The 26,944-nt window shown below is 47.2% G+C and carries 18 protein-coding genes; 5 read left to right on the forward strand and 13 right to left on the reverse strand.

Annotation, left to right across the window (positions count from 1 at the left end; translation table 11 throughout):
• Positions 1-6: 6 nt before the first annotated feature.
• Positions 7-837, reverse strand: coding sequence for a hypothetical protein (locus AB5903_RS04385; RefSeq protein WP_175455993.1), 831 nt, complete (start codon positions 835-837; stop codon positions 7-9).
• 82 nt (positions 838-919) lie between these two features.
• Here AB5903_RS04385 and AB5903_RS04390 point away from each other — a divergent pair, with 82 nt between their 5' ends.
• A complete protein-coding gene (locus AB5903_RS04390; RefSeq protein WP_005657121.1) occupies positions 920-2,344 on the forward strand; it encodes a CCA tRNA nucleotidyltransferase in 1,425 nt (474 codons plus the stop codon).
• Positions 2,345-2,596: 252 nt separating this feature from the next.
• On the opposite strand, the gene AB5903_RS04395 is transcribed toward AB5903_RS04390, so the two are convergent.
• Together AB5903_RS04395 and AB5903_RS04400 are read right to left on the reverse strand one after the other, a co-directional pair.
• Positions 2,597-4,840 (reverse strand): inorganic phosphate transporter, encoded by a 2,244-nt coding sequence (locus AB5903_RS04395; RefSeq protein WP_016661769.1) that lies wholly within the window; start codon positions 4,838-4,840, stop codon positions 2,597-2,599.
• 90 nt (positions 4,841-4,930) lie between these two features.
• The gene (locus AB5903_RS04400) at positions 4,931-7,021 is read right to left on the reverse strand and encodes an RNA degradosome polyphosphate kinase (RefSeq protein ID WP_117902833.1); all 2,091 of its coding nucleotides are present in this window, start codon (positions 7,019-7,021) and stop codon (positions 4,931-4,933) included.
• A gap of 60 nt (positions 7,022-7,081) precedes the next feature.
• Between AB5903_RS04400 and AB5903_RS04405 the strand changes: the two genes are divergently transcribed.
• The 3 genes from AB5903_RS04405 to rfbB all read left to right on the forward strand — a co-directional run bounded on the left by AB5903_RS04405 (position 7,082) and on the right by rfbB (position 9,774).
• Complete coding sequence (locus AB5903_RS04405; RefSeq protein WP_005657116.1) at positions 7,082-7,573, forward strand: metallophosphoesterase; 492 nt, start codon at positions 7,082-7,084, stop codon at positions 7,571-7,573.
• Positions 7,574-7,707: 134 nt separating this feature from the next.
• Positions 7,708-8,580: a glucose-1-phosphate thymidylyltransferase RfbA gene (gene rfbA / locus AB5903_RS04410; protein ID WP_005657113.1), complete on the forward strand. Its 873-nt coding sequence runs from the start codon at positions 7,708-7,710 to the stop codon at positions 8,578-8,580.
• A 54-nt stretch (positions 8,581-8,634) separates the two neighbouring features.
• Positions 8,635-9,774, forward strand: coding sequence for a dTDP-glucose 4,6-dehydratase (gene rfbB / locus AB5903_RS04415; protein WP_005657111.1), 1,140 nt, complete (start codon positions 8,635-8,637; stop codon positions 9,772-9,774).
• A 3-nt stretch (positions 9,775-9,777) separates the two neighbouring features.
• Here the strand turns inward: rfbB and menA are convergent, their stop codons facing one another.
• On the reverse strand, positions 9,778-10,689 hold the full coding sequence (gene menA, locus AB5903_RS04420) for a 1,4-dihydroxy-2-naphthoate octaprenyltransferase (RefSeq protein ID WP_005657109.1): 912 nt from the start codon (positions 10,687-10,689) through the stop codon (positions 9,778-9,780).
• 107 nt (positions 10,690-10,796) lie between these two features.
• Between menA and AB5903_RS04425 the strand changes: the two genes are divergently transcribed.
• On the forward strand, positions 10,797-11,699 hold the full coding sequence (locus AB5903_RS04425) for a metallophosphoesterase (protein WP_272710175.1): 903 nt from the start codon (positions 10,797-10,799) through the stop codon (positions 11,697-11,699).
• Positions 11,700-11,884: 185 nt separating this feature from the next.
• Here AB5903_RS04425 and AB5903_RS04430 read toward each other — a convergent pair whose 3' ends face one another.
• The 9 genes from AB5903_RS04430 to AB5903_RS04470 all read right to left on the reverse strand — a co-directional run bounded on the left by AB5903_RS04430 (position 11,885) and on the right by AB5903_RS04470 (position 26,745).
• Entirely contained in the window at positions 11,885-12,673 is a 789-nt protein-coding gene (locus AB5903_RS04430) for a DUF4493 domain-containing protein (protein WP_005657105.1), read from the reverse strand.
• Positions 12,674-12,692: 19 nt separating this feature from the next.
• On the reverse strand, positions 12,693-14,408 hold the full coding sequence (locus AB5903_RS04435; protein ID WP_005657104.1) for a DUF4493 domain-containing protein: 1,716 nt from the start codon (positions 14,406-14,408) through the stop codon (positions 12,693-12,695).
• Positions 14,409-14,423: 15 nt separating this feature from the next.
• Positions 14,424-16,013: a PCMD domain-containing protein gene (locus AB5903_RS04440; RefSeq protein ID WP_368117670.1), complete on the reverse strand. Its 1,590-nt coding sequence runs from the start codon at positions 16,011-16,013 to the stop codon at positions 14,424-14,426.
• Between the two features lie 5 nt (positions 16,014-16,018).
• Entirely contained in the window at positions 16,019-16,897 is an 879-nt protein-coding gene (locus AB5903_RS04445; protein ID WP_368117671.1) for a hypothetical protein, read from the reverse strand.
• 6 nt (positions 16,898-16,903) lie between these two features.
• The gene (locus tag AB5903_RS04450) at positions 16,904-17,638 is read right to left on the reverse strand and encodes a hypothetical protein (RefSeq protein ID WP_368117672.1); all 735 of its coding nucleotides are present in this window, start codon (positions 17,636-17,638) and stop codon (positions 16,904-16,906) included.
• A 13-nt stretch (positions 17,639-17,651) separates the two neighbouring features.
• Positions 17,652-19,820 (reverse strand): DUF4493 domain-containing protein, encoded by a 2,169-nt coding sequence (locus AB5903_RS04455; protein ID WP_368117673.1) that lies wholly within the window; start codon positions 19,818-19,820, stop codon positions 17,652-17,654.
• Positions 19,821-19,830: 10 nt separating this feature from the next.
• Positions 19,831-21,099 carry a DUF4493 domain-containing protein gene (locus tag AB5903_RS04460; RefSeq protein WP_005657095.1) on the reverse strand — a complete coding sequence of 423 codons (1,269 nt, stop codon included), beginning with the start codon at positions 21,097-21,099 and terminating at the stop codon, positions 19,831-19,833.
• A gap of 6 nt (positions 21,100-21,105) precedes the next feature.
• Positions 21,106-23,577, reverse strand: coding sequence for a DUF4493 domain-containing protein (locus AB5903_RS04465; protein WP_005657093.1), 2,472 nt, complete (start codon positions 23,575-23,577; stop codon positions 21,106-21,108).
• Between the two features lie 201 nt (positions 23,578-23,778).
• Complete coding sequence (locus AB5903_RS04470) at positions 23,779-26,745, reverse strand: PEP/pyruvate-binding domain-containing protein (protein WP_005657091.1); 2,967 nt, start codon at positions 26,743-26,745, stop codon at positions 23,779-23,781.
• Positions 26,746-26,944 lie beyond the last annotated feature (199 nt).

Raw genomic sequence — 26,944 nt, forward strand, 5'->3', positions numbered from 1 at the left:
GATTTGTTACTCCGTCTTCTTACTTTCTCTTTCCTGCATTTTGCGTTTTACGAACTCAATCTTCAGGTTGGCCTCTTCCATATTCTTCTTGATTTCCGTGATGGAAGACAGCAGTTGCGCCAGTTCATAGACAGCTGCCACCGCCTTGCGGTCGTTCGGTGTCATGACAGTGGCATAGGAACGTTCGCCAAGATAGTGTACGCGGATATTCTTGTCTTTGTTCAGATTGAGGAAAGCGATTACATTACCGTCTTCGCCCAGCTTATAGTCCGCTTTCTCTATCTTCTCGCCCAAATCGGTCGTTTCATAGCTGTCTTTGGAAGCCGGGGTTTCGGCAAAACTGCCGTCGGGTACGGTGACTTTCACTGCGAGGTGATGGATGTTATGCGGGCCGCAATAGATGGAAGTCATGCTCATCACTCCGGTTTCATCTACCTGAAAACGCAGGTAAGAGCGGTGCAGGTTCTTTTCTATTACTTGTGAGGGATGCAGGTAATTGCCGATTTTTTGATATTCGGCATCTTTCTCGAAAGTATAATTCTTCTTGATGGCATCCACCTCTTTTTGTTTTTCCTGGAGCATACTGTCGAGGTAGACCAGCGTTTTCTCCTGTTCTTTCAGTTCCACCTGCTGCATTAGTCCGATACCCTCGCGGCGTGTTTCAAAGGCCTTCGGATAGAGTATCTTGATGCTGTCAATCTGAATCTTCGCTTCGCTGTAATCTCCGCGTTCAAACGCTTCGCGGGCTGCCTGGAGTTTCTCTCCTGCTTTTTTCTCTACATTGCTGCAAGAGAAGAGCGTGCAGCAGAGGCACGCAAGGAATGCTGCTTTCTTCATAATTTTCATTCTTGATGTTAGTGGGGGCAAAAATAAAAAATAATATCCGTATCTTTGCACCCTCAAAATGATTTATTGACAAATGATTGAATTGACGACAGAAGAACTGAAGCAGCGTTTCAGTGACAGCATATTTAAGCGGATTTCCGAAACAGCGGATGAATTGGGACTGGAGTGCTACGTAGTCGGCGGCTACGTGCGCGACATATTCCTGCAGCGTCCTTCCAAAGACATCGATGTGGTAGTAGTGGGCAGCGGCATTGCAATGGCCGAGGCGCTTGCCAGGCGTTTGGGGCGCGGCGCGCATCTTTCTGTTTTCAAGAATTTCGGGACGGCGCAGTTGAAGTATCACGGCACGGAAGTGGAGTTTGTGGGTGCACGTAAAGAGTCCTACACGCACGATTCGCGCAAACCGATTGTTGAGGACGGCTCGCTGGAAGACGACCAGAACCGCCGGGATTTTACTATCAATGCCTTGGCGGTCTGCCTGAACAGTCAGCGTTACGGCGAGTTGGTAGACCCCTTCGGCGGCATGGCGGACATGAAGGAGAAGACCATCCGCACGCCGCTCGACCCGGACATAACCTTCAGCGACGACCCTCTGCGCATGATGCGTTGTATCCGCTTTGCCACCCAACTGAATTTCTATATCGACGATGATACGTTCGAGTCCTTATGCCGCAACAAAGAGCGCATCTCCATCATATCCAAAGAGCGCATTGCAGACGAGCTGAACAAGATTCTGCTCTCTCCCGTTCCGTCCAAAGGATTTATAGACTTGGACCGTTCGGGCCTGTTGCAGCTCATCTTCCCGGAACTGGTTGCCTTGCAAGGCGTTGAAACCCGTAATGGCAGAGCGCATAAGGACAACTTCTACCATACGCTCGAAGTGCTCGATAATATCAGCAAAAAGACCGATAACCTCTGGCTGCGCTGGGCAGCCCTTCTGCACGATATAGCCAAACCAGCGACCAAACGCTGGGAACCTCGTGCCGGATGGACATTCCACAACCATAACTTCATCGGCGAGAAGATGATACCCGATATCTTCCGGAGAATGAAGCTTCCCATGAATGAGAAGATGAAATACGTGCAGAAGCTGGTAGGGCTACACATGCGTCCCATAGTGATAGCGGATGATGTGGTGACCGACTCGGCCGTACGTCGCCTGCTGTTTGAGGCTGGCGATGATATAGACGACCTCATGACCTTGTGTGAGGCCGATATCACTTCCAAGAATATGGAGCGCAAGCAGCGCTTTCTGAACAACTTCCAACTGGTGCGTCAGAAACTGAAGGACTTGGAAGAGCGCGACCGTATCCGTAACTTCCAGCCTCCTGTCAGCGGTGAGGAGATTATGAAAACATTCAATCTTCCCCCCTGCCAGCAAGTGGGTGCATTGAAGAGTGCTATCAAGGATGCCATATTGGACGGCGTCATTCCCAATGAGTATGAAGCAGCCCGTGCGTTTATGCTGCAACGGGCGGAGAAAATGGGGCTGAAATAGGCTCCGGCACTCTATGGAAGAAAACAGGGAGTGTGTCAAAATTCAATTTTGAGGAGATAAACTTTTAACTTGAAATTTGCACATTCTGAAAGAATCAGAAAAGGGTCGTATCATAACTCTCAAAGTGGAGTTTGATACGGCCCTTTTAAAGGTTATAATTACAATCTGTAACTTTTCAGAGGCTCATTTTAGTTTTGACAGCCTCTTAGCAAAATGTATATCGCTTAACTTTCGGTTGATAAAGGAATGTCCTTACTCTTCCGCCTGGAATTTTCGGCTCACCTTCATCAGGTTGATGGAGTAGGTCACAATATTCTGTGCTTCCTGTATCATCGTCAGATACACCATGCTTACCTTAATGCTGCCGGACTGGCTTTGAATGCGCTGTAACTCTTCGCGTTTCAGGTGGGCGAGCTGGCCGTTCAGGTCGTTGGCTTTGTGTATATCTTCTTCGAAGTTATTGTAGTTGTTGTTCTCCAGCTTGTGGCGGCACACCTGCAACAGGTAAACGATGTCTTCCGTTACATCGGCAAACTCGCCTTTCTGGATGGTGTCGAGCGGTTTGAAGTTATTGTCGATATGCTCCAGACACGGTTCGCAAAGACGTCCCACACTATATACCAGTTCGCTGGCAAAGTCATTGCCCTGGTAGTAGTAAAGTCCTTTTTCGAGCACCGTATTGTTGTCCAGGCGGCACATGGCAAGCGTACCGGTACGTTTCATCTGTTTAATCAGTTGTTTCTCGAACTTCACGGAACCCATTGCCCGGCGCAGTCCGCGCAGGTTTTCGTGCAGGAAAGCGGTGACGGTGCGTTCGAAGTTATCTTCCGTAAATTCCAGTATTTTGCCCAATTCCTCACGGGTGTGCTTGCGCAGCAATTCCAGAATCTCCATGTTGTCCGTGCTCTGCATCAGTTGCTTGATGGTAGCGTTTCCTTTTTCCTTCTCTTTGCGCTTCTTGTACATTACCTGGCTGCGTATCAGCATGAATACTGCCAGACCGATAAGGGCGATGATAGCGATTGTACCTCCGAAATGAATTACGAAGGTAACGAAGAAACAGATGGTAAACGCCGCTCCGGCAGTGATGAACCAGCCGCCGATAACGCTCAGTACGCCGGTGATACGGAATACGGCGGAGTCGCGTCCCCAGGCGCGGTCGGCAAGGGAAGTACCCATAGCCACCATGAAAGTAACGTAAGTGGTGGAGAGCGGGAGTTTCAGTGAAGTACCCAGGGCAATGAGCAGGCCGGCAAGTACCAGATTGATGGAGGCACGTACCAAGTCGAACGCCGCACCGTCGGCAATGATGGCTTCGTCCTTTTGGAAACGGGTCTCAATCCAGCGTTTGCCGCTTTCGGGCATCACTTTGGAAAGTCCGTTGGCTATCGTCATACTGAAACGTACCAGTGTACGTGCTATGGGAGTGCTGCCGAAGCTCTCTTCACCTTCGTCCTGGCGAGAGAGGTCGACGGAAGTCTTGATTACATTGTGTGCTTTCTTGGATGTGCACAGCGCATATACCATGATGGCGCCCGCACCGATAAGGAAGTACCACGGCGTTTTGGCAGGGCCGAGCAGTGAGGTCATCAGGAAGCCGTCGGGACCTGCGGCAGTGCCGTTGGTCGTATAGTCGATGAAAGAGGAGTAACCGGCAAGGGGCACACCTATGAAGTTCACCAAGTCGTTGCCGGCAAAGGCGAGGGCGAGGGCGAAGGTACCCAGAAGAACCACTATCTTGAATACGTTTACCTTGCACCAGTGCAGCACCTGCATCAATATGGTGAAGAACACGAAGAAGCAGCCGATGAGCATAGCAGTATTCTCCTGTATCCAGTGCTTGTTTTCGGGAGTCATGAAAGAGCTGTCCTTCAAACCTTTTATCAGCATGAAGTAGATGATGGAAGTAGCTGCGATACCGCCGAAGATACCGATGCTGTACTTCATCTTTTTGGTGTAGTTGAAAGTGAAGACGATACGTGCCAGCCATTGCACCAGCATACCGAAGAAAAAGGCGATGGCTACGGATACGAATATCGCCATGATAACGGACAATGCCTTGTCTGTGTTGATAAGATCGCCCAGCCCGAGCGTATCGCTGCCATACACTTTGATGAGGGCGAGGGCAAAGGTTCCGCCCAGCAGTTCAAAGACCATGGATACGGTGGTGGACGTCGGCATTCCCATGGTGTTGAATACATCCAGCAGTACCACGTCTGTCAGCATCACTGCCAACAGGATGCACATGATTTCCGCAAAATAAAAATGCTCCGGCTGGTAGATACCGTGACGGGCAATGTCCATCATGCCGTTGGAGAGGGCAGCGCCGATGAATACACCGATACCTGCTATAAACAGTATCGTCTTGAAAGATGCTGCTTTGGCTCCGACAGCAGATTGTAGAAAGTTAACCGCATCATTACTGACACCCACGACTAGGTCGAAGACCGCGAGGACGAACAGGAAGATGACAATGCATAAGTAGATAGTTTCCATAACATGTATTTTATTTCCGGTTGCAAAGGAACGTGTTTCGTGTTGCAGGGAAATGTCATATATGTTACAGAAATGTTACAAACTTCTCTCTCAACTTTCCACTTTCAGTTCTCCGCTTTTCAGGTATTCGTAGAAAGTATATTGCGCCCGTACTTTCTCCTTTTGCGGACGGGCTGATTTCCAGCGGTTACGCAGGTGGTCGTCCACAAAGCAGGCTTTGCGCTTGTCCGAGAGCTGGATGGAAAGCATGTCCGACAGTTCCCGTTTCAAATCCGGGTCCAGAATTGGGGTTACAGCCTCTATGCGGCGATACAGGTTCCGGCGCATCCAGTCCGGCGAACCGAGGAAAAGTTTCGGCTTCCCGCCGTTGCCGAAGTACCACACGCGGGCATGTTCCAGAAATGTATCCACAATACGTGTTACACGGATGTTACGGCTGTACTTCCGTCCGGGAATGAGGCAGCAGATACCCCGTACAATAAGGTCTATCCTGACTCCGGCCTGCGAGGCTTCGTACAGGCGGTCTATCATGGCGGGGTCTTGCAGGGCGTTCATTTTGAGTATAATCCTTCCTTGTTTTCCGCTTTTCGCCAGTTCTATTTCATGGTCGATGAGGCGGTTCAGTTCGGGAATCAGGTTGAAGCGTGCCACCAGCAGGCGGTGGAACACGGGATTTTCCTTGCCCTGAAAAGTGCGGAACAGGTTGTGCAGGTCGTTTACGAGTATGGGGTTGCAGGTGAACAGACCGGAGTCGGCATAGAGCGTGGCGGTCTTTTCGTTGAAGTTTCCGGTGCTGATGTAGGCATAGCTGGGCAGTTTGTGGCCTTGTCTGTCGCGGCGCAGCACAAGGGCTACTTTGGCATGTACCTTCAGTCCGGGCAGGCTGAACAGGATATTGATACCGGCGGCTTTCATCATCTCGGCGGTGGCAAGGTTGTTCTCCTCGTCAAAACGGGCTTTCAGCTCTACGAAAACGGTTACTTTCTTACCGTTCTGTGCGGCGGCTATCAGGGTGTTGATAACTGCGGAGTTTTCCGCAACGCGGTATTGGGTTACCATGATTTCGCGCACGGTGGGTTCGTGTACGGCTTCGTACAGGAAATGGATGAAGTGCTCGAAAGAGTGGTACGGGTAGTGCAACAGCAGGTCTTTTTTCTCCACATACCGGAAGATGGACTCCCGCTCGTCCAGGCAGGTCAGCTTCATGGGCTGAGGCTTGCGGATGGGGCGCACGGCATTGTTCGGATTGGGCAGATGCCGCAGGTCTTCCATATTGAGGTGTTTGTCGCCCGGAACCAGTTCCTGGCGGTTGATGCGGAAGGCATCTACAAGGAAGTCCAGAAAATCGTCGGGCATGGCGCGGTCGTACACAAAACGGCAGACGGCTCCTATCTTGCGTTTTTTCACTTTGCTTTTCACCTGCTCTATAATTTCGGATGTGTTGGCGGACTCGTCTATCAGTATGTCCGCATCCCGCGAAATCTTGATGCAGTAGCTGCTGTCCACATCGTAGCCGGGGAATATCGTGTCGATATTGGCTTTGATGATGTCCTCGATGAACATCAGGTAGTAGTTCTTCCCGTGCTTGGGCAGCTCGATGAAGCGGGGCACTTTGCTGTAGGGCAGCTTCATCACGAAGTATTGGGGAGTTCTTCCTTTGTTTGCTTGTCCCTCTGTGCCCTTGTCTCCTTTCGGATACAGTCGTATGGCAAGGTACAGACGGTTGTCGCGCAGGAACGATATTACCTTGTCCTTGCTGACAGGTACGGGAGAGAGATACGGAAAGATTTCTTCCCGGAAGAAGCTCCGCAGGAATTCTTTATGGAAAGGCTCTACGTTGCGGCTTTGGTAGAAGATGATGTGCTGTTGCCGCAGGGCAGGCAGTATTTTCTGTTCGTAGATGCGGATACGCTCTTCCAGTTGGCGGTTCACCTCTTCGTTGATTTCGGACACCAGTTGCATGGCGGACTGCACACTCTCTTCATCGCTGTGTGCGGCGCCGGTGGCAATGGCCTTATGGTCGGCCACACGTATTTTGTAGAACTCTTCCAGGTTGGACGAGTATATGGATATAAAGTTGATGCGCTCGTACAGCGGCAGTGTATCGTCTTCCGCTTCCAGCAATACCCGGTAGTTGAATGACAACCAACTGATGTCGCGCTTGAAATATCTGCTCTCCATAAATAAGATTAGGTTTATTTTCCAAATATAGCTACCTTTGCACACATAAACAAATGAAAAATGACAAAAGTTGGTTTACTGTCGGATACGCACGGGTATTGGGATGAGAAGTATTTGCAGTACTTCGAGCCGTGCGATGAAATATGGCATGCAGGTGACATCGGTACGTTGGAAGTGGCACAGAAGCTGGCGGCTTTCCGTCCGTTCCGTGCGGTGTACGGCAACATAGACGGGCAGGATCTGCGCCGGCTCTATCCGCAGGTGCTCCGTTTTACGGTAGACGGCGCCGAGGTGCTGATGAAACATATCGGCGGCTATCCCGGCAAATACGATCCGTCCATACAGGGAAGCATTCTGGTGCATCCGCCCAAACTGTTCATCAGCGGTCATTCGCATATATTGAAGGTGAAGTTCGACAAGACACTGGGCATGCTTCATATAAACCCCGGCGCAGCGGGCATTTACGGCTTTCATAAAGTGCGTACCATGGTGCGTTTCGTTGTGGACAACGGCGTGTTCAAAGACCTTGAAGTCATAGAGCTTGCCGGCTGATTTTGACTTTATTATTTTGTCATGTCAGAACTTTTTCAGAACTTTGTGCCCTGAATAGCAACGAGAGCCGTGGGGCATTGTCCTCCTTCTTATTTTATTCTACATTTGAAGTCAATCCAATAAAGAACTGAAATATGAAAGGAATTATTCTTGCAGGTGGCAGCGCCACTCGTCTCTATCCATTGTCAAAGGCTATCTCCAAGCAGATTATGCCGGTCTACGACAAACCCATGATTTACTACCCCCTTTCTACATTGATGCTGGCGGGAATACGTGAAGTGCTGATTATCTCCACTCCGCGCGACCTACCCATGTTTCGCGATTTGTTAGGAACAGGCGAGGAGCTTGGTATGTCTTTTTCTTATAAGATACAGGAAAAGCCCAACGGACTGGCACAGGCTTTCGTGCTTGGAGCGGAATTTCTGAACGGTGAGCCGGGATGCCTTATCTTGGGCGATAATATGTTCTATGGTCAGGGCTTTTCCGCCATGTTGAAGCGTGCCGCTTCTATCGAGAAGGGTGCATGTATCTTCGGTTATTATGTAAAAGACCCGCGTGCATACGGCGTGGTAGAGTTCGATGCCGACGGCAAGGCCATTTCTCTAGAAGAGAAACCGGCACAGCCCAAGAGCAATTATGCGGTTCCCGGTTTGTACTTCTACGATTCTACTGTGACGGAAAAGGCCGCCGCCTTGAAGCCTTCTGCCCGCGGTGAATATGAAATAACCGACCTCAACCGTCTTTATCTGGAAGAAGGAACGCTGAAAGTGGAACTCTTCGGACGTGGATTCGCCTGGTTGGATACGGGTAATTGCGACAGCCTGCTCGAAGCAAGCAATTTCGTTGCTACCATACAGAACCGTCAGGGGTTCCGTGTGAGCTGTATTGAGGAGATAGCATGGCGCAAAGGCTGGATAGATGTAGACCAGCTCCATCGTCTCGGTGAACAGCTTGGAAAAACCGAATACGGCAAATATCTGATGGAACTTGCAGACTCGTACCGCTGACAAGAAACATGTGACTTCTCTATTTCTTAATTTTTAATTCTCAATTTTTAATTTATGAAGACTTATCTTGTAACCGGTGCTGCCGGTTTTATCGGAGCTAATTATATAAAGTATATTCTGGCGAAGCACGACGATATAAAAGTTGTAATATTGGATGCCCTGACCTATGCGGGCAATTTAGGTACTATTGCCAAGGACATCGATGATGAACGTTGCTTCTTCGTGAAAGGCGACATTTGCGACCGTATCCTTGCCGATGAACTGTTTGCCAAATATAAATTCGATTATGTGGTGAACTTCGCAGCCGAAAGCCATGTAGACCGCAGTATCGAGAATCCGCAACTGTTCCTTATGACCAACATTCTGGGTACTCAGAATCTGCTGGATGCCGCCCGTCGTGCATGGGTGACGGGTAAGGACGAGTCAGGCTATCCTACCTGGCGTAACGGAGTGCGCTATCATCAGGTATCTACGGACGAGGTTTACGGTTCGCTGGGAGCGGAAGGCTTCTTCACGGAGAAGACCCCGCTGTGTCCGCATAGCCCGTACAGCGCTTCCAAGACCAGTGCCGATATGGTGGTGATGGCCTATCATGATACCTACAAAATGCCTGTTACCATCACCCGCTGTTCCAATAACTACGGCCCGTATCACTTCCCGGAAAAACTGATTCCGCTGATTATAAAGAATATCCTTGAAGGCAAGAACCTGCCAGTGTACGGTGACGGCAGCAATGTACGCGACTGGCTGTACGTGGAAGACCACTGTAAGGCCATCGACCTTGTAGTGCGCAAAGGCGTGGAAGGTGAGGTTTATAACGTAGGCGGCCATAACGAAAAGACCAATCTGGAGATTGTGAAACTGACTATCGCTACTATCCGCCGTCTCATGGAAGAGGAGCCGAAATACCGTGCAGTCCTGAAAAAGCAAGTGAAAGATGCCGACGGACAGATTGACATCAGTTGGATAAACGAAGATCTGATAACGTTCGTGAAGGACCGCCTCGGTCATGACCAGCGTTATGCCATCGACCCCACCAAGATAACGGATGCCTTAGGCTGGTATCCCGAAACAAAATTTGAAGTGGGTATCGTTAAGACCATCGAATGGTATCTGAATAATCAGGACTGGGTGGAAGAAGTTACCAGCGGCGATTATCAGAAGTACTACGAAAGAATGTACGGAAAGAAATAACCGTTACAGAATAAAGGCAAGGCTTAGCAACAAGCCGAAGAACAGCATATTACGTGAGGTTTCACCTAATATGCTGTTTAGTTTTTTACCGCTTCGTATGGCTGCCATTCTGTGCCAGGTCAGCACATGCAGGCAGAGGTAGACGCAGGGAGCCCAGATAAAGGCAAGCGGCTCTATTTTGCCGGTATAAACAAACCATAGGCTGAGCAAGGCGGCTGCCACGCCTAATCCCAGATATAGGTAACGGCCGAAAGGTTCGCCGAAACGGACAATCAGCGTACGTTTGCCGCTGAGGGCGTCCTGTTCCCGGTCGCGGTAGTTGTTTACGACCAGCAAGGTGTCTATTACCAGACCGCAGATGAACGAGGCTACCCATACGTCGGCCGTAATGGAGTGGGCTTGTACGTAATAAGTTCCGCCTACGGGGATAAAGCCGAAGAAAACCAGTACGAGCAAGTCACCCCAGCCTTTGTAGGAGAGTAGGGTGGTGTATAGGAAAGCGAATATTACGCAGAGCAACCCCAGCAGTATCAGTTCCCAACCGCCGTGAGGCAATTGTCCCCAGCACTGCTGCAAGAGTGTGCAACCTATGAGGCAGGAAAATATGAGCATACCTGCTATCCCTCGTTTCATGGCTGTGGGAGTAATCCAGCCTTGTGCGCAGGCACGTTCGGGGCCGAGGCGGTCTGCACGGTCACTGCCTTTCAGGTAATCGTAAAGGTCGTTGATGAAATTGGCGGCAATCTGCATGCCGCAGGCAAACAGGGCACATAGCAGCGCCGGTATGATGTTGAATGCTTCATCGGCAAATGCCAGAGCAGAACCTGTCAATACGGGAATAACGGCTCCCGTCAGTGTCTTGGGACGGGCGGCAAGTATCCATGCGTGGAACGAGTTGGTAGCTATTGCTTTCATGTCGTACTTTTAGAAAGTTATACTACAAAGATAGTGAAAGGATTTGTTATCTTTGCACTGCTATTCGGGTAAAATTATTCATTGCGTCAAACAATAAAGATAAATCTATGGCTCAGGCACTGTTTTATAGAGGGTTCGGGAGACTGCTGTTTTTTTCTTTTCCGGTATTGCTGTTCTTTTCATCGTGCCGGTCTGCGCGTAATTTTACCTCGCCTCTTCCCGGTGAGTATTCTGTCCGGATATCCGGATTTCCGGCATCCGGATATAAGAATGTGAAGCGCATCAGGCAGTATGAGTTTGCACACCGTGATGTTCCTGCCGCATTCGACGGTTGCAGGCTGGCTTTTGTCTCGGATTTGCACTACCGTAGTTTGCTGAAAGAGAAAGGGCTGAAGGACATCACCCGCCTGTTGAATGATTTGCAGGTCGATGCCCTGCTGATAGGTGGTGACCTGCATGAGGGCTGCGAGTATGTTCCGGCTGTGATTGCGGCATTGGGAGCTGTGAAAACGCCTTTGGGCACTTATGCCGTTCTTGGAAACAATGATTATGAGGCTTGTTACGATGATATTCTAAAGGAAATGGAACGTCAGGGCATTCGCTTGCTGGAGCATAAAGCGGATACTTTGAAGCGGAATGGTGAGCGGATTGTGATAGCCGGGGTGCGCAATCCTTTCAATCTTGAACGGAACGGGCAGTCGCCCACGCTTTCCCTCTCTCCCGATGACTTCGTCATATTGCTGACGCATACTCCCGATTATGCCGAAGATGTTCCCATAACCAATGCCGACCTTGTGCTTGCAGGACATACGCACGGCGGGCAGGTAACGCTGTTCGGGCTGTATGCTCCTGTAGTTCCTTCTCGTTACGGGCAACGTTTCCTGAAAGGGATAAGGACTAATTCCGACAAGCAACCTGTCATCATAACAAACGGTATCGGAACTTCCAGTAAGAATCTGCGGTTGTTTGCACCAAGTGAGGTGGTAGTCCTGACACTGAGAAAGTTATAAGCGTATTTATATTTGTGCCAAGCTTGTGGCACAACCGTGCCTATTAAATGGCACAACTGTGCCACCCTAAAAACACAATTATGCTGTCAGGGTGGAATGGCTGGAGGATGCTCTTGCGTCATCATTCTGATATTACAAACAGATGATGGTGTTGCTGAAAACGTAGAATGGATATATCCTGCGTTTTATAAGTAAGGATTTACTTCTACATCTTGAGGCTTTTCTTCTACGGTGTCGTCAACCGAAATTCCCATGTCAATTCTGCCGCTGGCGCTGGTTTTTATATTCAGTTTATACCATTTTGCCGCTTCAAGCTGAATGGTTTGCGTTGCTGTACGCACATTGCCTTTATATGTACCGGAAACGGTGCATTTCAGATTAGGATTTTTACTGTCGATGTTAAAAAACGCTGCATCGTATGTACTGTTGCATTTGCCGTTACTGTCGAAGGTGATGATCCGTGAAGGTTCCGCCTCTGTAGAAACCTCAACGGTATAACCATTGAATACCTGTGCAAAGACTTCGTCATAGGCAATACTTACTTTGGCATTGGCCATAGTGCAGGTTACTTTGACGTTGCTTATCTCATTGGTCCTGACTTCAAAAGGGGCGCTTGTTCCGAAGTAACGTATTTGTCCCACTCCGTCATTAGCGGATTGTCCAACCTCTTCCGTGCAGCTTTCAGCCGTAACTGTGTAGCCGCTTCCTATGGGGAAGATGAAGGTGGTGTTCTTAAAGGTCAGAAAGTTGGTTGACTCTAATTTCACATTGCCGTTTTGGAGGACTTGTATGTTGTAGTCCTTCGCATCCGTTTCCGTAAGGTCTGTTACCGTGCGGGTGCTTACTTCGATTTCAGGAGCAGTGGAGTTTTCCAGAGTGAGATTAATCTGTCCGCATTCTTGTACCGGTTCATCATTATTGGTGCAGGCTGCTGCAATCAGCGCAATTCCTGCTAAAGCTAAAAGTTTCTTCATTGTTATAATTGGGGTTTAATTATTCGTAATCATAGTTTAAGACAACATTATCTATTTTGAGAACACTACCTACGACACGGTCTTCTCCAAAGGGAGAACTACCGTAACCACCGTTTTCTCTATGCATATTGGAGATAGTGGTATCGTAACCGGATTGAAAAAAGACAGTAATATATTTGGCCTTGCTTTGCATATGCTCTTTATTATATTCAAATTTGAGAGTCTGTGTGGTATACTCCTCTTGTCCGGATGAGTTGAATTCAATGGTACTTGCAATTTCTTTTTTATCCGCATTATATACTTTGGCATAAGCCAGGCACTTGTCGTTGATGACAGGGGAATATTTGTAGTCGAACGATATACTTGTAGGACGGCTTTCATGCTGTATGCCTAATGTGTATGTATCGGTGTTTTTATCGAATGTGCCTGTGAAAAGGTAACCTGCATATGCTGTTCCGTTATCCCGGGTATAAGTATATACTTCATCTCTGCTCCAAGTGCCACTGACTTTTTTGTTGTAGAATGCCAATGTTGAAATTTCTACAGCATTTGCGTCTTTGCTGCTGTCTGCTGTTGGAACAGTACCGGAACACCAGCGCCACCAGACTCCATAACCGACTCCTGTTCCCCAGCCTGTGGCACTTTCCCCACCTTTGGTCGTTCTTTCATTTCTCGTGTTCCAACCTGGAAGGTAATAACAATATAATGGACGGCTCCAACTGCCGTTACCTCCATTTATCTCTTTTTTATTCCAGACTGATTCAAAATTGCCATTCTCCAATTGTTCTGCACTTTCCATTGTTACTTGCTGTGAATTAGTACAGATGATGCTTCCAAAGCGGGAACGGATGGTATATTGGTTGTTGGCAACGAGCCCCTTTATAACAGTCTTTCCATTATCATTTATAGCTTGTATCCAGTTAATTCCGTCCGCTGAAGCTTCGTACACGATATTGGCCAACACTTTTTCCGTCATTTCCGGTTTGGAGCTCATATTCGTTGCCGTCATAGGAGTAATATATATAAATGTACTCCATACATCTCCTTCCATTTGCTCCGGTAGTGTAAAAGAAGGCAAATCGGGATTGCAATTCAGTGTATAGCGATTAGCGACAAGCACGTCTTTTAGTTCCCAAGAGTTCGATTTTGCTTCATTTAAAGTATTCGTACCGGATAATGTTAATGTATAATCCTTGCCTGCCGGTACAAAAAAGTCAGCGTTATTAGGGATTTCTTGTATGCTTGTCCCATCGGAAATCTCGATTTTGTAGGTGTCGTAGTGCTCAAGCAAATTATCGGCTATTGTAGGATGGACGATTGCGCAGGATAGCTTTACGGAAAGGCTCTTTGCTGTTTCCGTGGCTGTTGTAATCCGGAACTCTTCTGTTGCGGCATATAAATAAGGAGCGGTTCCCATGTTTTCCGTTCCATAAGATGCTTCTAACCTGTAAAAGCCTTCATCCAATACTAAAGACGTGAACTCTCCTGTTTGGTTGTACACCACTTCTCCGGTCTGCGTATCGGTTACTTTGTATGTCAGTTCAGATGCCGTTGGTGCGGTAAAAGTGCTTGTGGCACGGGTGACAGTCTCTGCTGAGGCTTCTGCCGAAATATCCACATCTTTCAGCACGAGCCGTCCTTTGCCTTTGTACGAGGGTTGCAAAACGTCTTCCTGGCAGCTTGTAAACCCAAGAAACAGGCAGAGTATGAATATGTATCGCATTGCGTTTCTCATATCTTCTTATTCTTTTCAATAGTCATAATCCAAACTAAACTCATCTACGTGAAGTGTGCTTCCTCTGCCCCCTACGAAGTAGTCGCCATATTTACTTGCCGAGCATACGATGACAATGTAGGTTGGTACACGGTTAGTAACACGGTAGTCCAGGTTCAATTCGAACTTTTTGTATTCCGTTACTGTTGTTCCGCTGTACATTTCGGCATAGGCGATGATATGCTCGTCGTTTTTGTCAAACAGCTTTCTGTTGGTAGGGCGGGTGCGTATCTCTATCGGTTCCGTCCAATCGCCCAAAGCGATGTATATGGCACATGTATCGGGCTTTCCCTTGTAATTTTGGAAACGCGTATAGTCCTGACTACCTTCGGCTGGCAGGTCTGTGACAGGTGCGGTGGTATATTTGTAGTATCCTTTCAATTTTGTCGGGCGGCCTGTAAATGGCTGGCCGAAGTTCAAAATACCGTTTGTACCGTCCACCTTGATGAATTTTCCCGTAAACAGGTTGCCGGCAGCAAATTTCACGATTACATTCTTCGATTCCAGCCTGGCTGCTTTGCCGCTTCCGGCAGCGGTGTCATCGGTGGGGGTGGAATTGCTCTGACTGGCTGTGGTAACGCCTATATTGCCGGTATCCCAAAATGGCGTACTATTTTCTTCCCAGGGGTTTGCCACTTTGCCATCCATGCTCCAATAATCGAAAGAAGCATTGGGCAGTTCTATTGCCGCTGTAGTGGTGAAGGTCTTTTCCGTACTTATGGAAGTTCCCGAATATGCACGGCAGACATAGGCGGTCGATGCTTTCAGGTGAGGAATGCGGGCCGAGAAACTGCCACCGGTCGTTATCATATAGGAAGCATCTACTTTCTGCCACTCTTCAGAGGTTGCCTCACGTATTTCGAAGCCGTTGTCTTCGCCTTCAAGCCCCTCTCCATACAGCCAGGCTACATTGACCCAACCGTCTGCCGATGTTATCTTGACAGCATCTGTTTCGAACACATTGAGTGTCCAGTCTTCCAGTATATCCCGGTAAGTGACGATTACGATTTGCGGTTGTCCGCCTGTAAAGTTCATTACCGTGGCGTTGCCGTCGTATCCGTGTATGGTGGAGCCGGTAGGTCCTAACTTTAGTTCTTTGATTTTAATTTTGGACAAATCCTGCTCTTTGCTTACATAGGCAATGGCTCTTCTCTCTTTTTCGTTTACATAGAAAATGGCCTCACCGATTTGGCCTTCTACAACAAAACGGCGGTCGATCGGCTGTTTGGCTATGATTTTCCACGGATAATCCTGGTAGAGGGACAGAATAACCGTTTGAGGATTGGTCAGGTCGAAAGTCGTGTCCGGACGTAAGATGCTTCTTGCACCTTCCGTCATTTCCACTTTCCTGATATATACTTTCTTCATATTTACGGTATCGGCAAGGGTCACTGTCACTGTACGGTTCTCCGTACTGATAACTGCTCCTGTAGTTTCCCCCTCTACTTCGAGCGCAGTGATGTCGAGCTTTATAATGGGATAGGGTACATTGTTCTCTATGCAGGAGCTCAGCAGCCCTGCCAATATCAGGAACAGTCCGGTTGCATATGTTTTTATTTTCTTCATGTATCTTACAGGCAAAGTGTAATTCCTATATTTATGTTGAACAAGTTTATTTTGAAGTCGGCGCCGCTGGCAGTGCGTTTGCCTGTTTCACCTTCATTGTTCTTCTGTTTTTCTATTCTGTACTTGAAGCCGACAACACCGAATGACATCTCGGCGCATACATTCTCCATGATGAATACGGCAACACCGGGATTCAAACCCAGATGTATCTCGTGTATGGTGGTTTCCGTGCGTTTCAATGCTTCGTCCTTGCCACGGGTGAAAGTGCTGCTGCCATTGTTGTAGGAAAGCGAACTCTCATTGAAGAATCCGAAGCGCTTGCCTCTGTCCAGTCCCACATACGAACGGTGGAACAGTGCGATGCTATACGAGTCTTCCGAATAGCGTATGTCTTTGAGGTCGAAACTCAAATCGTCGTCAATGTTTAGCGATATGTTACCCAGGTCGGCTACGGTGTGGTTATACCCGGCTTTGAGTCCGACTATGACATTGTCCTTGAATGCATAACCTACAAATGGGCTGACGGATATTGTACGGAAGTTGCAATCAAAGTCTTTTATCAATGAGAACAGCATCCGGCTGTCTTCGCCGTCATAATTGATATAGGAGAACGTAAGTCCGCCTACCCATTTCTTTTTGGGTATAAAACGGTAATTGATAATTCCCCGGTCGAAGCGTCCGACCGGTTTGGTATAGATAATTTCCGAACTGTCCGGTTGAGTCGCTTCAACAGCCGGCCGTTCAATGTATATCGTGTCGTGTACATAAACTGTCCGTACCCGTAACGAGTCGTGCGCTTGGAATAACACTTCCTGCGTTTCTTGTGCCCGGACTGTTTCCATACCCACCATGATGCACACCATATATATAAGTAACTTCTTCATCCTTGATTATAAATAAAAGGCCAGTCCCAGACCTATGGAAAACAGGTTTATCTTGAAATTGGCGCTACTTGACGAATGTTCGCCTTGATACACCTGGTTGGTTGTCTGTTTGGTTTTACTGAAGTTCAATCCAAGCACACCGATACTGACTTCTACTGCAGTATAGTTGTTGATGAATGCCACAATGCCCGGTGCTGCTCCGATGCTCATGCCGGTGGTTGTGGCGAAAGTTCCGGTGACCGACTCGTCCTTTCCGTTTATTACTCTGGATTGGCTGCCCGACCATTCCAGCTGGGTTTCGTTAAAGAGTGCAAACCGCTTGCTTTTGCCCAAACTGATGTAGTTACGCAGTATCAGCATACCTGAATATGTGTGTTTCAACTGATACAGGTCGTTGATGTCAAACTGATTGTCATCATCGATATTCAGCGTCAGGCCATCTATCTTTATCAATGAACGGCTGTAGGCAAACCGGCCTCCGGCCGCTATATTGTCTTTAAACGCATAGCATACCAGGGGACTGACTTTGAATGTATAGCCGTCGGATTTGAATCCGTCGATAATCAGGAACTGGTAGTTATCCTCGGTATGTTCGGAGTAAGATATCGAACTGCCTGCTATCCATTGGCCTTTGGGAACAAATGTGCTTTGTTCGATTTGGCGTTTGAATTCTTGCGCTTGGACTTTACCGCCTGCGATAGCTGCCAGGGCTAATGTTATGATGATTGCTTTTTGTATCACTTCACAGATGTTTTTATTCATAAACTAATTCGAAGTCGTCGAGCCACATCGTACTTCCTGTTCCGCCACTGAAATAATCGCCGTACTTACTGGATGAGGCTACGATGATGATAGCTGTCGGCTTCCGGTTGGTATAACGGTACTCTACCGGAATGTTGAATTCAATCATTCCTTCTCCTTCTGTCGAAGATGTGAAGTCCTTTTCACCATAACCTATGATATACTCGCTGTTGACATCGAACAGTTGTGCGCTGCCCGGAGTCTTATAGTTGGTTCTGACTATTACAGGCCATGTCTCTCCGCCGTATGTTTCGCCGGGCCAGTTGCCCAATACGATAAAGATGCTTCCTATATCCGGATCGCCTTTGTCGATAAATTCGCAACTGTTGTCGTAGTTCACGGTATTGGATTGGTAGCGGACATATCCGCGCAATGCCGTAGGACGAGATTCGAACGGACGTCCCCAACCCAGTACACCATTACCTACGACACCATCCATATTGGTAGCCAGGTATTTGCCGGAAAATACATTGCCAGCCGCAAACTGCCCGATGCCTAACATGCTGGCGAATTTGGATTCCAGTTTGGCTGAGTAGCTACCGCCATGCTTTACAGAACCGTCCGCGGTGGTTATATCCGTTCCGGCCTTTTGTGAACCGTGGTTGCCGGTATCCCAGAACATCGTTCCGCCGGATTCGTATACATAGGTCGGCTTGGAACCATGCCACTTCTCAAACCCGGCATTGGGAAGTTGGGTGGCTTTCTCCGTAGTGAATCTGCAAACCACGGAAGATGCCTTTTCTCCGGCAACCGCTACATATTCATAGGTGGTAGCCACTTTCAGACCGGTGATGGCAGCTGTCATTTCTTTACCGTTCAACACAGCTTCCACTTCCTTCCAGTCGGATGAGCCGGTTATCCGGTAACGGAATATCAAGGGATCGGATGTTTCTTTCATCAGACCGCCCCGCAAGACTGCTTTCGATGTCCATATGTCACCTTCTGTAACCTCTTTGGTCAGCACCACTGCATCGGAAGCGGATATGGATAATACCCCTTCATTGGTGCGGTTGCGGACATCGGTAGCATGTAATATTATGTTATAAGTCCCTTCTTTTGCTGTGATATGTTTCATTAAACCGTCTGAAAACGTCACACGCATCGTACCGACATCGCTGCCGGTATTGTATTCGGATTTGTATGACAGACCGGAAGCTTCCAAACGCCCCCTTTCCATTTCCGTCAGTCTCATGAGGTTCATCCGGACGGGAAGTCCGCATTGTGCGAATTGTTCGCAGTACATGGACAGTTCATTGAGTACGGATGTACTTGTTACGGTATACGATAATTCCGTTCCCATGCCTACTTCATAGAATGCGGAAGAGGTTATATCGAAGTTTTCGCCGCGGAAGATAGGTCGTTGATAAATCTGTACTTCATCGGTTATTTCTCTTATCGGATTGGCGTTGACACTGACTTTTACCGTACCGCCACCGTCTGCGTAGTCTGTCGGTATGAAGTTGAAGGACAAGTCGTAGCGATAGGCGGATTGCGCATCCGGAATGTTTCCTTCTTTTGTATAGCTTTTTCCGTTGGGCATGGTTGCTTCCAGATGCCATTGCAGCTTAGTATTGCCCGCCGGCAGCATGTAGTAGCCGATGGAGTCTTTGGTTTCGGGAAGATAATCTAAAGTACCGTCTGCAGTGGATACCGTAACTTTATAGGTTTGGAATACGGAGCTCAATGCTTCATCATATTTTACGGCAACTACCGTATTGGCGATGCCGCAAGTTAGCTCCAGGTTGGTAACTTCGCCGCTGTTAATGTGGAAGGGACGTTCTTCTTTATAGTATACAGTTTCGAAAGAAGCGGGTACTGAGTCGCCTGCCGTAACAAGGGCTGTGTAGCTGCCGGCAGAGAGGTAAAGCGCTTCCGGAAGTTCGTTTACTCCTTTGTACCGGCGGACGGTTCCCTTTTCATTAAGGATGTCGATTGTACAGTGGCGTTGTAAAGAATCCTGTAATTCATCGGTCATAGAACGGGTTGTAACTTTCACCTGGTCGGTTACACCTACTTTCAAATGAAGCATTCCCTCTCCGTTCAAGGTGTACTTTTCCGAACAGGCGATAAATGAAATCACTGTTATGGCTGTCAGATAATATTTGAAGTATCTCTTTAGCATTGTGCTTTGCTTAATTTACGATAAGGGCTAATATTGCGGATGCCGTGTTTCCTTTGTTATCCGTAACCTTTAGATTGAATCTGTGGGTTCCGGGAAAGCCCACCAATAATCCTGTAAATCCACTGATATCAAAGTCAATATCGGTTTTACCGGTAACTTTATCCCCATAGGGTAGACCTAAGTTCTGGAGTATTCCGATTAACGCTCCCGGGTTTGCCAAGTCAAAGTCGGTGAGTCCCAAATCGGAAATGGCATTTGCAAAATCGGTACTGCTGGAAGTTATTCCTATCTCTAAATTCCGGATACCTTCCGGTACCGCTATTTTTACAATTACAGGATAGGGATTGTCCGTTGAGACACCGGGTGGTATGGTTATGCTCTGGGTAATATCGAAACCTTTGCCGGTGATTGCCGGTTTGGTTCCGGGACTCGGTTCGGGATTCGGTTCGGGTTCGGGTAGCGGCTCTTCTTCTCCCGGGGCTATGGTTATGTCTTTCTCTACAACCTCACATGTTGCATCTATCTGGATGTCGACCTTTCCAATCTCTCCATTGTCGCCGTCACCACCGCTGTTTTGTTTCATCGAATATTTAATGATACGTTCTTCACCGGGAAGGACGTCGATGAAGGCTTTGGACATCGTAACTTTCTCTCCTTGAATGGTTGCGCTGAGGTCGGCAATCAGAATGTTGGTTTCACCGATGGATTTGAAATATCCTGCACGTGTTTCGTCTTTTGCATATTCCAAACGCCCTTCACCGACGGATACCTGGACTTTGGAGTCTTCATCCAACAGCTTTTGAAGTTCGCTGTCATAGGCTATTCTTACCTTGATATTATTCAAGGTACAAACCAGTTCTTTAAGATCCGTTACCGTATTTTCAGTAATTTCAAAATCCTGTTTGGAGAAGTAATAGGGCTTTTCGAACTCTGCCGGTTGTACTTCGTGAGACATGGCTGTGATACTGTAATGGCTTACCTTTAGCGTGAATATTTCGGGCATCTCGCTGCATTTCCACTCTTGCACCATTTTTCCTTCTTTATCCATATCGTAAATGCGGATAATGAAATTGTCGGTATTGATTCCTGCACGGGTAACTGTAGTAGCTGTTTTCTCGTCTACGGAGACTTTTAATGCAGACAGTCCTATTTGACCTTCGGCACGATTGTCTATGTCGTCAGGACCTTTTTGGGCGTTTCCCCATTGCTCGCGTTCGCATGAAGAGAATACCAGAATAGCAAAGAATGCCAGAGTAAACAGGGTGTTTGATTTCTTCATATTTTGTTATTCATATATAAGTTCTAAATCGTCTATTTTGAGGCGGCTGCCTAAATGGGTGGTCCAGCCTGTTGCACAATCTGTCAAATCAATTGTTCCGGCTTTCTGTAAATCGTCACTGCCGAAAGAGGTTTTGGTTGTTGATAGAATATTGACATATATGTCAGTTGCTTTTTCCATATTTCCTTGGTAGTCGAGGTTGATATATGCTTCCTGATATTCGCTGTCTGCAGAACTTGCGGCTTCTGATATGTACGAGCCGCCTGCTATGACTTTATTCCCGCTGCGTATCTCGATTTCAACTTTAAAGTTGTCTGTCTGATAGGGAGTGTATTTATACCAGAATTTCATTCCGTAGGGTCGGGAGGTGAAAAGATGTCCAGTTGTTACGGTCTCTTTCTTGTCACTCCAATTATAGGTCCCTATGAATAAGCGTCCTGCTTTTGCTCCCTCGGGGTACATCGTGACAGGGGTACTCGAATATCCTCCGCCGGAACCGGCTGTGTGAATCTCCGCTGCTTTAGCACCGCTTTTTGCGTCTTTTACATAGATAACGGCCGGACAGGTTGTTGTCTGTACCGGTGCCACAACCCATGCTTGGGAATATTTGTTGTTTGTATTCCACCATATATCAGTAGCACCTTTAGTATAAGGGTAATAAAAATAGTGGGTGAAATCTCCAAAAGTCCCAGCAGACCACCGTGTATCGGAATCTGTATGCCAGTCTTCAAAACCGGAATTGGGTATCTGTAGTGCTTCTTCGGTTTTTACGGATACTTCATTCTTGACGGTAATTGTATTGGTTCCATCTATTACGGCTTTAAATATGTAATCGGTGCCAGGCTCTAATCCGCTAACCTCAACCGCATTTTTTATTTTTTCTTGTGATGGAGAAAACCAGTCTCCTGACGCTTTTCTGCATTTTACGGTAATATCCTTAACCGTCTTCAGATATTCGGTTGTTCCCTCCGTGTCTCCAACCAAATAGAGAGTGGCTTTTTTAGTCCATACATCTCCTTCGGGAGCAGTCAGGGAACAGGATGATTCACCGATTCCTACTGTCACGGTCTTTTCTTTATCTCCCGCAATTACTTTTATCTGTTGAGGTTCCTGTAACCCGTCTTTGAACGTGATGGTTACTTGGTGCGTATCTTTGTCGCTCTCTATGCTTGTAGGAACTAAAGGTTGCCAATAGCCGTATGCCTGATATTGATAGCTGACTTTGGATATGTCCCCTTTCAAAATGACGGTCAGCAGTATGGTAGTGCTTCCACGTTCGGCATTCATAGGCTTGGCTACGTCAAAACCATTAGGCAGAGATTTGATTTTGAGTACCAATGGCTCTTTGTTTACTTTACTCAATTTGTCTGTTGCGGTCAAGGTAAATGTATTTTCTTCGTCTGTTTCCGAATGAGATATATTGACCAGTACTTTTGTGAAGTCCAATATTGCCATTTTATCGACATTGGCACTTAATCCTTTTAACTCCAGCCCCAAATCTTGTAATGTGGTAAGCATGCCTGGTTCCGGATTTACCAGATCAATCTCGGCAGGCCATCCCTTGCTTAACAGAGAAGGAGAGCGGGTTGTCAAGACACATTTGGATATTCCGCCACGCGCCGTCAGCAAGGCTGATAAAGGGGATTCGGGTTCTGTCCATTCCGTTAACTCCCGGGCAACTCCCGATTCAAACCCCGTTGGCGTAAAGAACGGTGGCTGTGTGTTCAAGGCATCGTCCGAAATATCTATGGTTATCGGCACTCTTTCCGTTTCGTCCGTGAATGATACATCCAATTCCGTACCCCCTGCTTGTACGTCAAATTTCAGACGGTAATGCTGGCGTGCCTTTGCATTCTCTATGGTAGCGGCTTCAAATGTGACTTTGTTTCCTTGTTGTTTGCTTCCTGACAGGTAAATGCTTATCTTGCCAGGCTTTACGTATGCGGCCCTTGTTTCATTCTTGTCGAACGAGATGTCCGTACTGCCGGCAGGGCGTATGTTTACGGTGTAGTCTGTAAAATATTTTTTGAAAAGTTCCGTGTATTCTGTCGTAACTTTTACATTGGCAAGATAACATATGACCGATATGTTTGTACTTTCGTTCTTTTTTATGGAGAACTCTTTTGCTCCTTCGTAGTAAGGGGCTTCAAAACCTTGGGTTTCTATGTTTCCATAAGTGGCCTTTAGTGTATAGTTGCCGGCTGCAATTTCCGTTCCGTCTGTAAAGTCGGCATACCTGTTCCAGGTAAGTTGTACATTATTATTTTGAAGAACGGCAATTGAGAAGTCGTTGATGTCGGGTAATGTCTCTTCATCAGCGGTAGCACGTGTTACCATGTTTTCTACATTTGTATCAACTGCTAATTTCAGATTAAGTCTGCCCTGGTTTGCAGTTTGTTCATTCTCCCGCTCACATCCGGTCAATGTAATACATATTACTGTAAACAGGGTTAGAAAAGTTGTATATTTTTTACCCATTAACAACAGTGTTTGGTTATCTTTTTACCTGCTAATTCTTGAAGTCGGGTACAAAAATATGTTTTTTAGATGAGATAATTAGCGCTTATCGCCTTGTTTTGCAGTTATAAATGAAAAATGGGACATCATTTGTCCCATTTTTCTCAAAAAAAGAATAGTTGATTAATCTGGTTTTAATCTTGTTTTAGACATAAAATCTTATCATGAGGGTAGCAATACTACTCCCTGTTTCTTCTTTCCGTCCATTTTGGCGGTTATAGGATGTTCAAAGTGCACGTGACGCAGGTATTTGGACTCATATACAGCAGGTTGCGCATTCAGAAAGTCTTGATTATACACACCGTCATTCATGAAAGCATTGATTGTGAAATAGCCTACTCCGAATGAAGTCAGGTTCTGAAAAAAGTGTGTTCCCTGGCTAGGATCGACACGATAGTTCGTCAGTCCTGCTTCTACAATGATACGCGCTGCACTGATGTGGGGCCATTTAACGGGAATACCGAGCCAGGTATCACTGCTGCCCCAACGTCCCGGCCCTATCAGTACATAGTTCTTGCCCTCGTCCAAAAATTGCTGGTTCAATTTTTCTATCTCCCAGGCTATTTCCTGATTGTGGGAAGCGCTGTAGTTGTCGGTCTTTACATAAATTACATCCTGTAATTCATTCATTATGCCATGCCCTAATGAATTATTGGATCGTAGCAGCAGTTTTTCATCGGGAATGGCTGTGAGGTCCTCGTCAAGCATTTCCTTGCTGTCGACAATCGGGCGTATTTGCAACAGGTAGAACGTCCCGGTCTTGTCCTTTTCACGGTTCATGGTAGCTGCAAATTCGATTTCTACAGGACGGCGCATTTCCTGCTGTCCGTATTTCAATGCCAATTGCAAAATGCGGGGCAGAGGAAATACATCATGCTGCAAGATATTGGCGAAGGTGATAACCTTGCGCCCGCCCGGATATAAACCGTCACGGATTATCTGGTCGTAAGGGTCGTAGGTGGAAGCTATATATTTGAGAGCACCGTCTTTCTCGGCCTCTTTTACGTGTAATTTCAATAGGTTGAAACCATCGTCAATGGAGAAGTCATGTCCGGCGTTACGCAGGTCGAGTGCATAAAAACGTGTTTGGGTTTCTTTGAGCGCAATCTCCATTTCGCTGGTTTGCAGAACTTGGTTGGGGTGATAGGGAGAGAACCGGAGAGTCATACCGCCGTCTACGATGTATTTGCCCAGCCCGAGTGCCAGGTTGACAATACCCTCTTCAGCTTTTTCGTCTCCGATAGGATAATAGTTGAGCGAACGCGCCACGCCCGACATGGACGGGTAATAACGGTCGCCATACTGATTGCCGACCACTTCCTGCAGGATTACGGCCATTTTCTCCTGGTCGATGACATTGCTTGTGGCTTGCATATAAGCCTTTGAATCGCGGAAATATACAGAAGCATAGACTCCTTTGATTGCATCACTGAGCATACGGAGCATTTCATACTTATCGTCCAGATAAGGAATCATATAAGTATTGTATATACCGGCGAAAGGTTGGTAATGCGAGTCTTCCAATAGTGAGGAAGAGCGGATGGCAATAGGTGATTTTACCACATCGAAGAAAGTGAAAAAGTCCTCAACCAGACGGTCGGGCAGTTTGGCTTTCAGAAAGTAGCGGAGAATCACATCGTCGTCGGCATCGGACAAGGCTATCTGATACAGGTTGTTAGTCTCCATGAATTCATCGAACACATCCGTACACAGTACTACCGTTTTGGGTATGGCAACGCGGGCATTTTCAAATTCGTCGAATTCCGGATGATGTTTCACCATGTTGTCAATGAATGCCAGGCCACGGCCTTTGCCGCCCAGTGAACCGTCGCCGATACGGGCAAAGTTCGAGTAACGGTCGAAACGGTCGCGTTTGAAAACAGCTACCACACCCTGGTTTTTCATCTTGCGGTACTTTACAATTGCTTCAAAGATGATTTTGCGGTGGGCATCCACATCCTGAAGACTGTTCCACGTAATAGGTTTCAAGAACTCGCCAATGGGAAACATGGCGCGTGAATAGAGCCAGCGGCTCACATGGTTGCGGCTGATATGATAGAGGAACGATTCTGCCGGTACGGCAAAGAGGATATTCTGAAGTTCTTTCAGATTCTTGACGCGGGCAATCTCTTCCAGTGTGTCGGGGTTGCGGAAGATAAAGTCGCCGAAACCGAAATTGTCCGATACGATACGGCGCAGGTCTACGTCCATTTTCTTTGAATTCTTATCGATAAAAGCCGCATCGTATTTGGCTGCGTACGACACGTTCTCCGATTCGGACGATTGTATAATCAATGGAACAAACGGGTCTTCTTTCCGTATGGCGGCACACAGCTTGATACCAGCGAGTGCGTCTTTCTCACCGCGTTCAACGCGAGGGAAGCGGACGTCGGTGATAACTCCCAGTATGTTGTTCTTGTATTTTTCGTATATGCCGATTGCTTCGTTGTAGGTACGTGCAAGGACGATTTTAGGGCGCCCTCTCATACGTAGTGTACGTTGGTGGGCATTCAATGCTTCAGTGGAAAACTCCTGGCTCTGTTTCAATACAAATTTATAAAGATTGGGCAGGATAGAGGAGTAGAAACGGATACCGTCTTCTACCAGAAGAATAATCTGTACGCCCACTTCACTGACGTCGTGTTCCAGATTCATCTTGTCCTCTATCAGCTTGATGATGGAAACCAGCAAGTCGGTGTTCCCCAGCCAGCAGAAGATATAATCGAACGAACTGAGATCCTCGTTGGCAATGCGTTTGGTGATGCCGTGGCTGAACGGGGTCAGAATTACCATAGGGATGTGCTCGTATTGTCCCTTGATGGTTCGCGCTACGTCAAATCCCTCATTATCTCCCGTTCCCGGCATACATATAATAAGGTCGTATGGCATGGACGATAGTTGGGACAATGCTTCCTCGCAAGTAGATACCTGTGTAAAGCGCGGCGGATAGCGCAGGGAGAGTGAAGTATATTCATTAAAGATTTTTTCGTCGATACGGCCGTCGTCTTCCAGCATGAAAGCATCATAAGGATTGGCGATTAAAAGCACATTGAAGATACGTCGCGTCATGAGGTTGGCAAACTGCGTATCTTTGAAATAGAGCTGGTTTAATTTAAACTTACTGAGCATGTTTTCTCATGGTTTATTAGTTCGGAGGACAAAAGTAGCAATTTAAATGAAGAATGAGGAATGAAGGATAAAGAATTACCTTTGCAAGCAGTTTATACAGTTGTCCCCTGCTTTTTTGTTTGTTGTTCTTTTATATTCTATGTGATTTGACGTTTTATCATTATTTAATCAAAATATTGCTGCAATGTTTAGGTGTTTT

The sequence above is a fragment of the Bacteroides sp. 2201st1_D9_2201SCRN_220225 genome (assembly GCF_040928965.1).
GTDB classification, from domain to species: domain Bacteria; phylum Bacteroidota; class Bacteroidia; order Bacteroidales; family Bacteroidaceae; genus Bacteroides; species Bacteroides stercoris.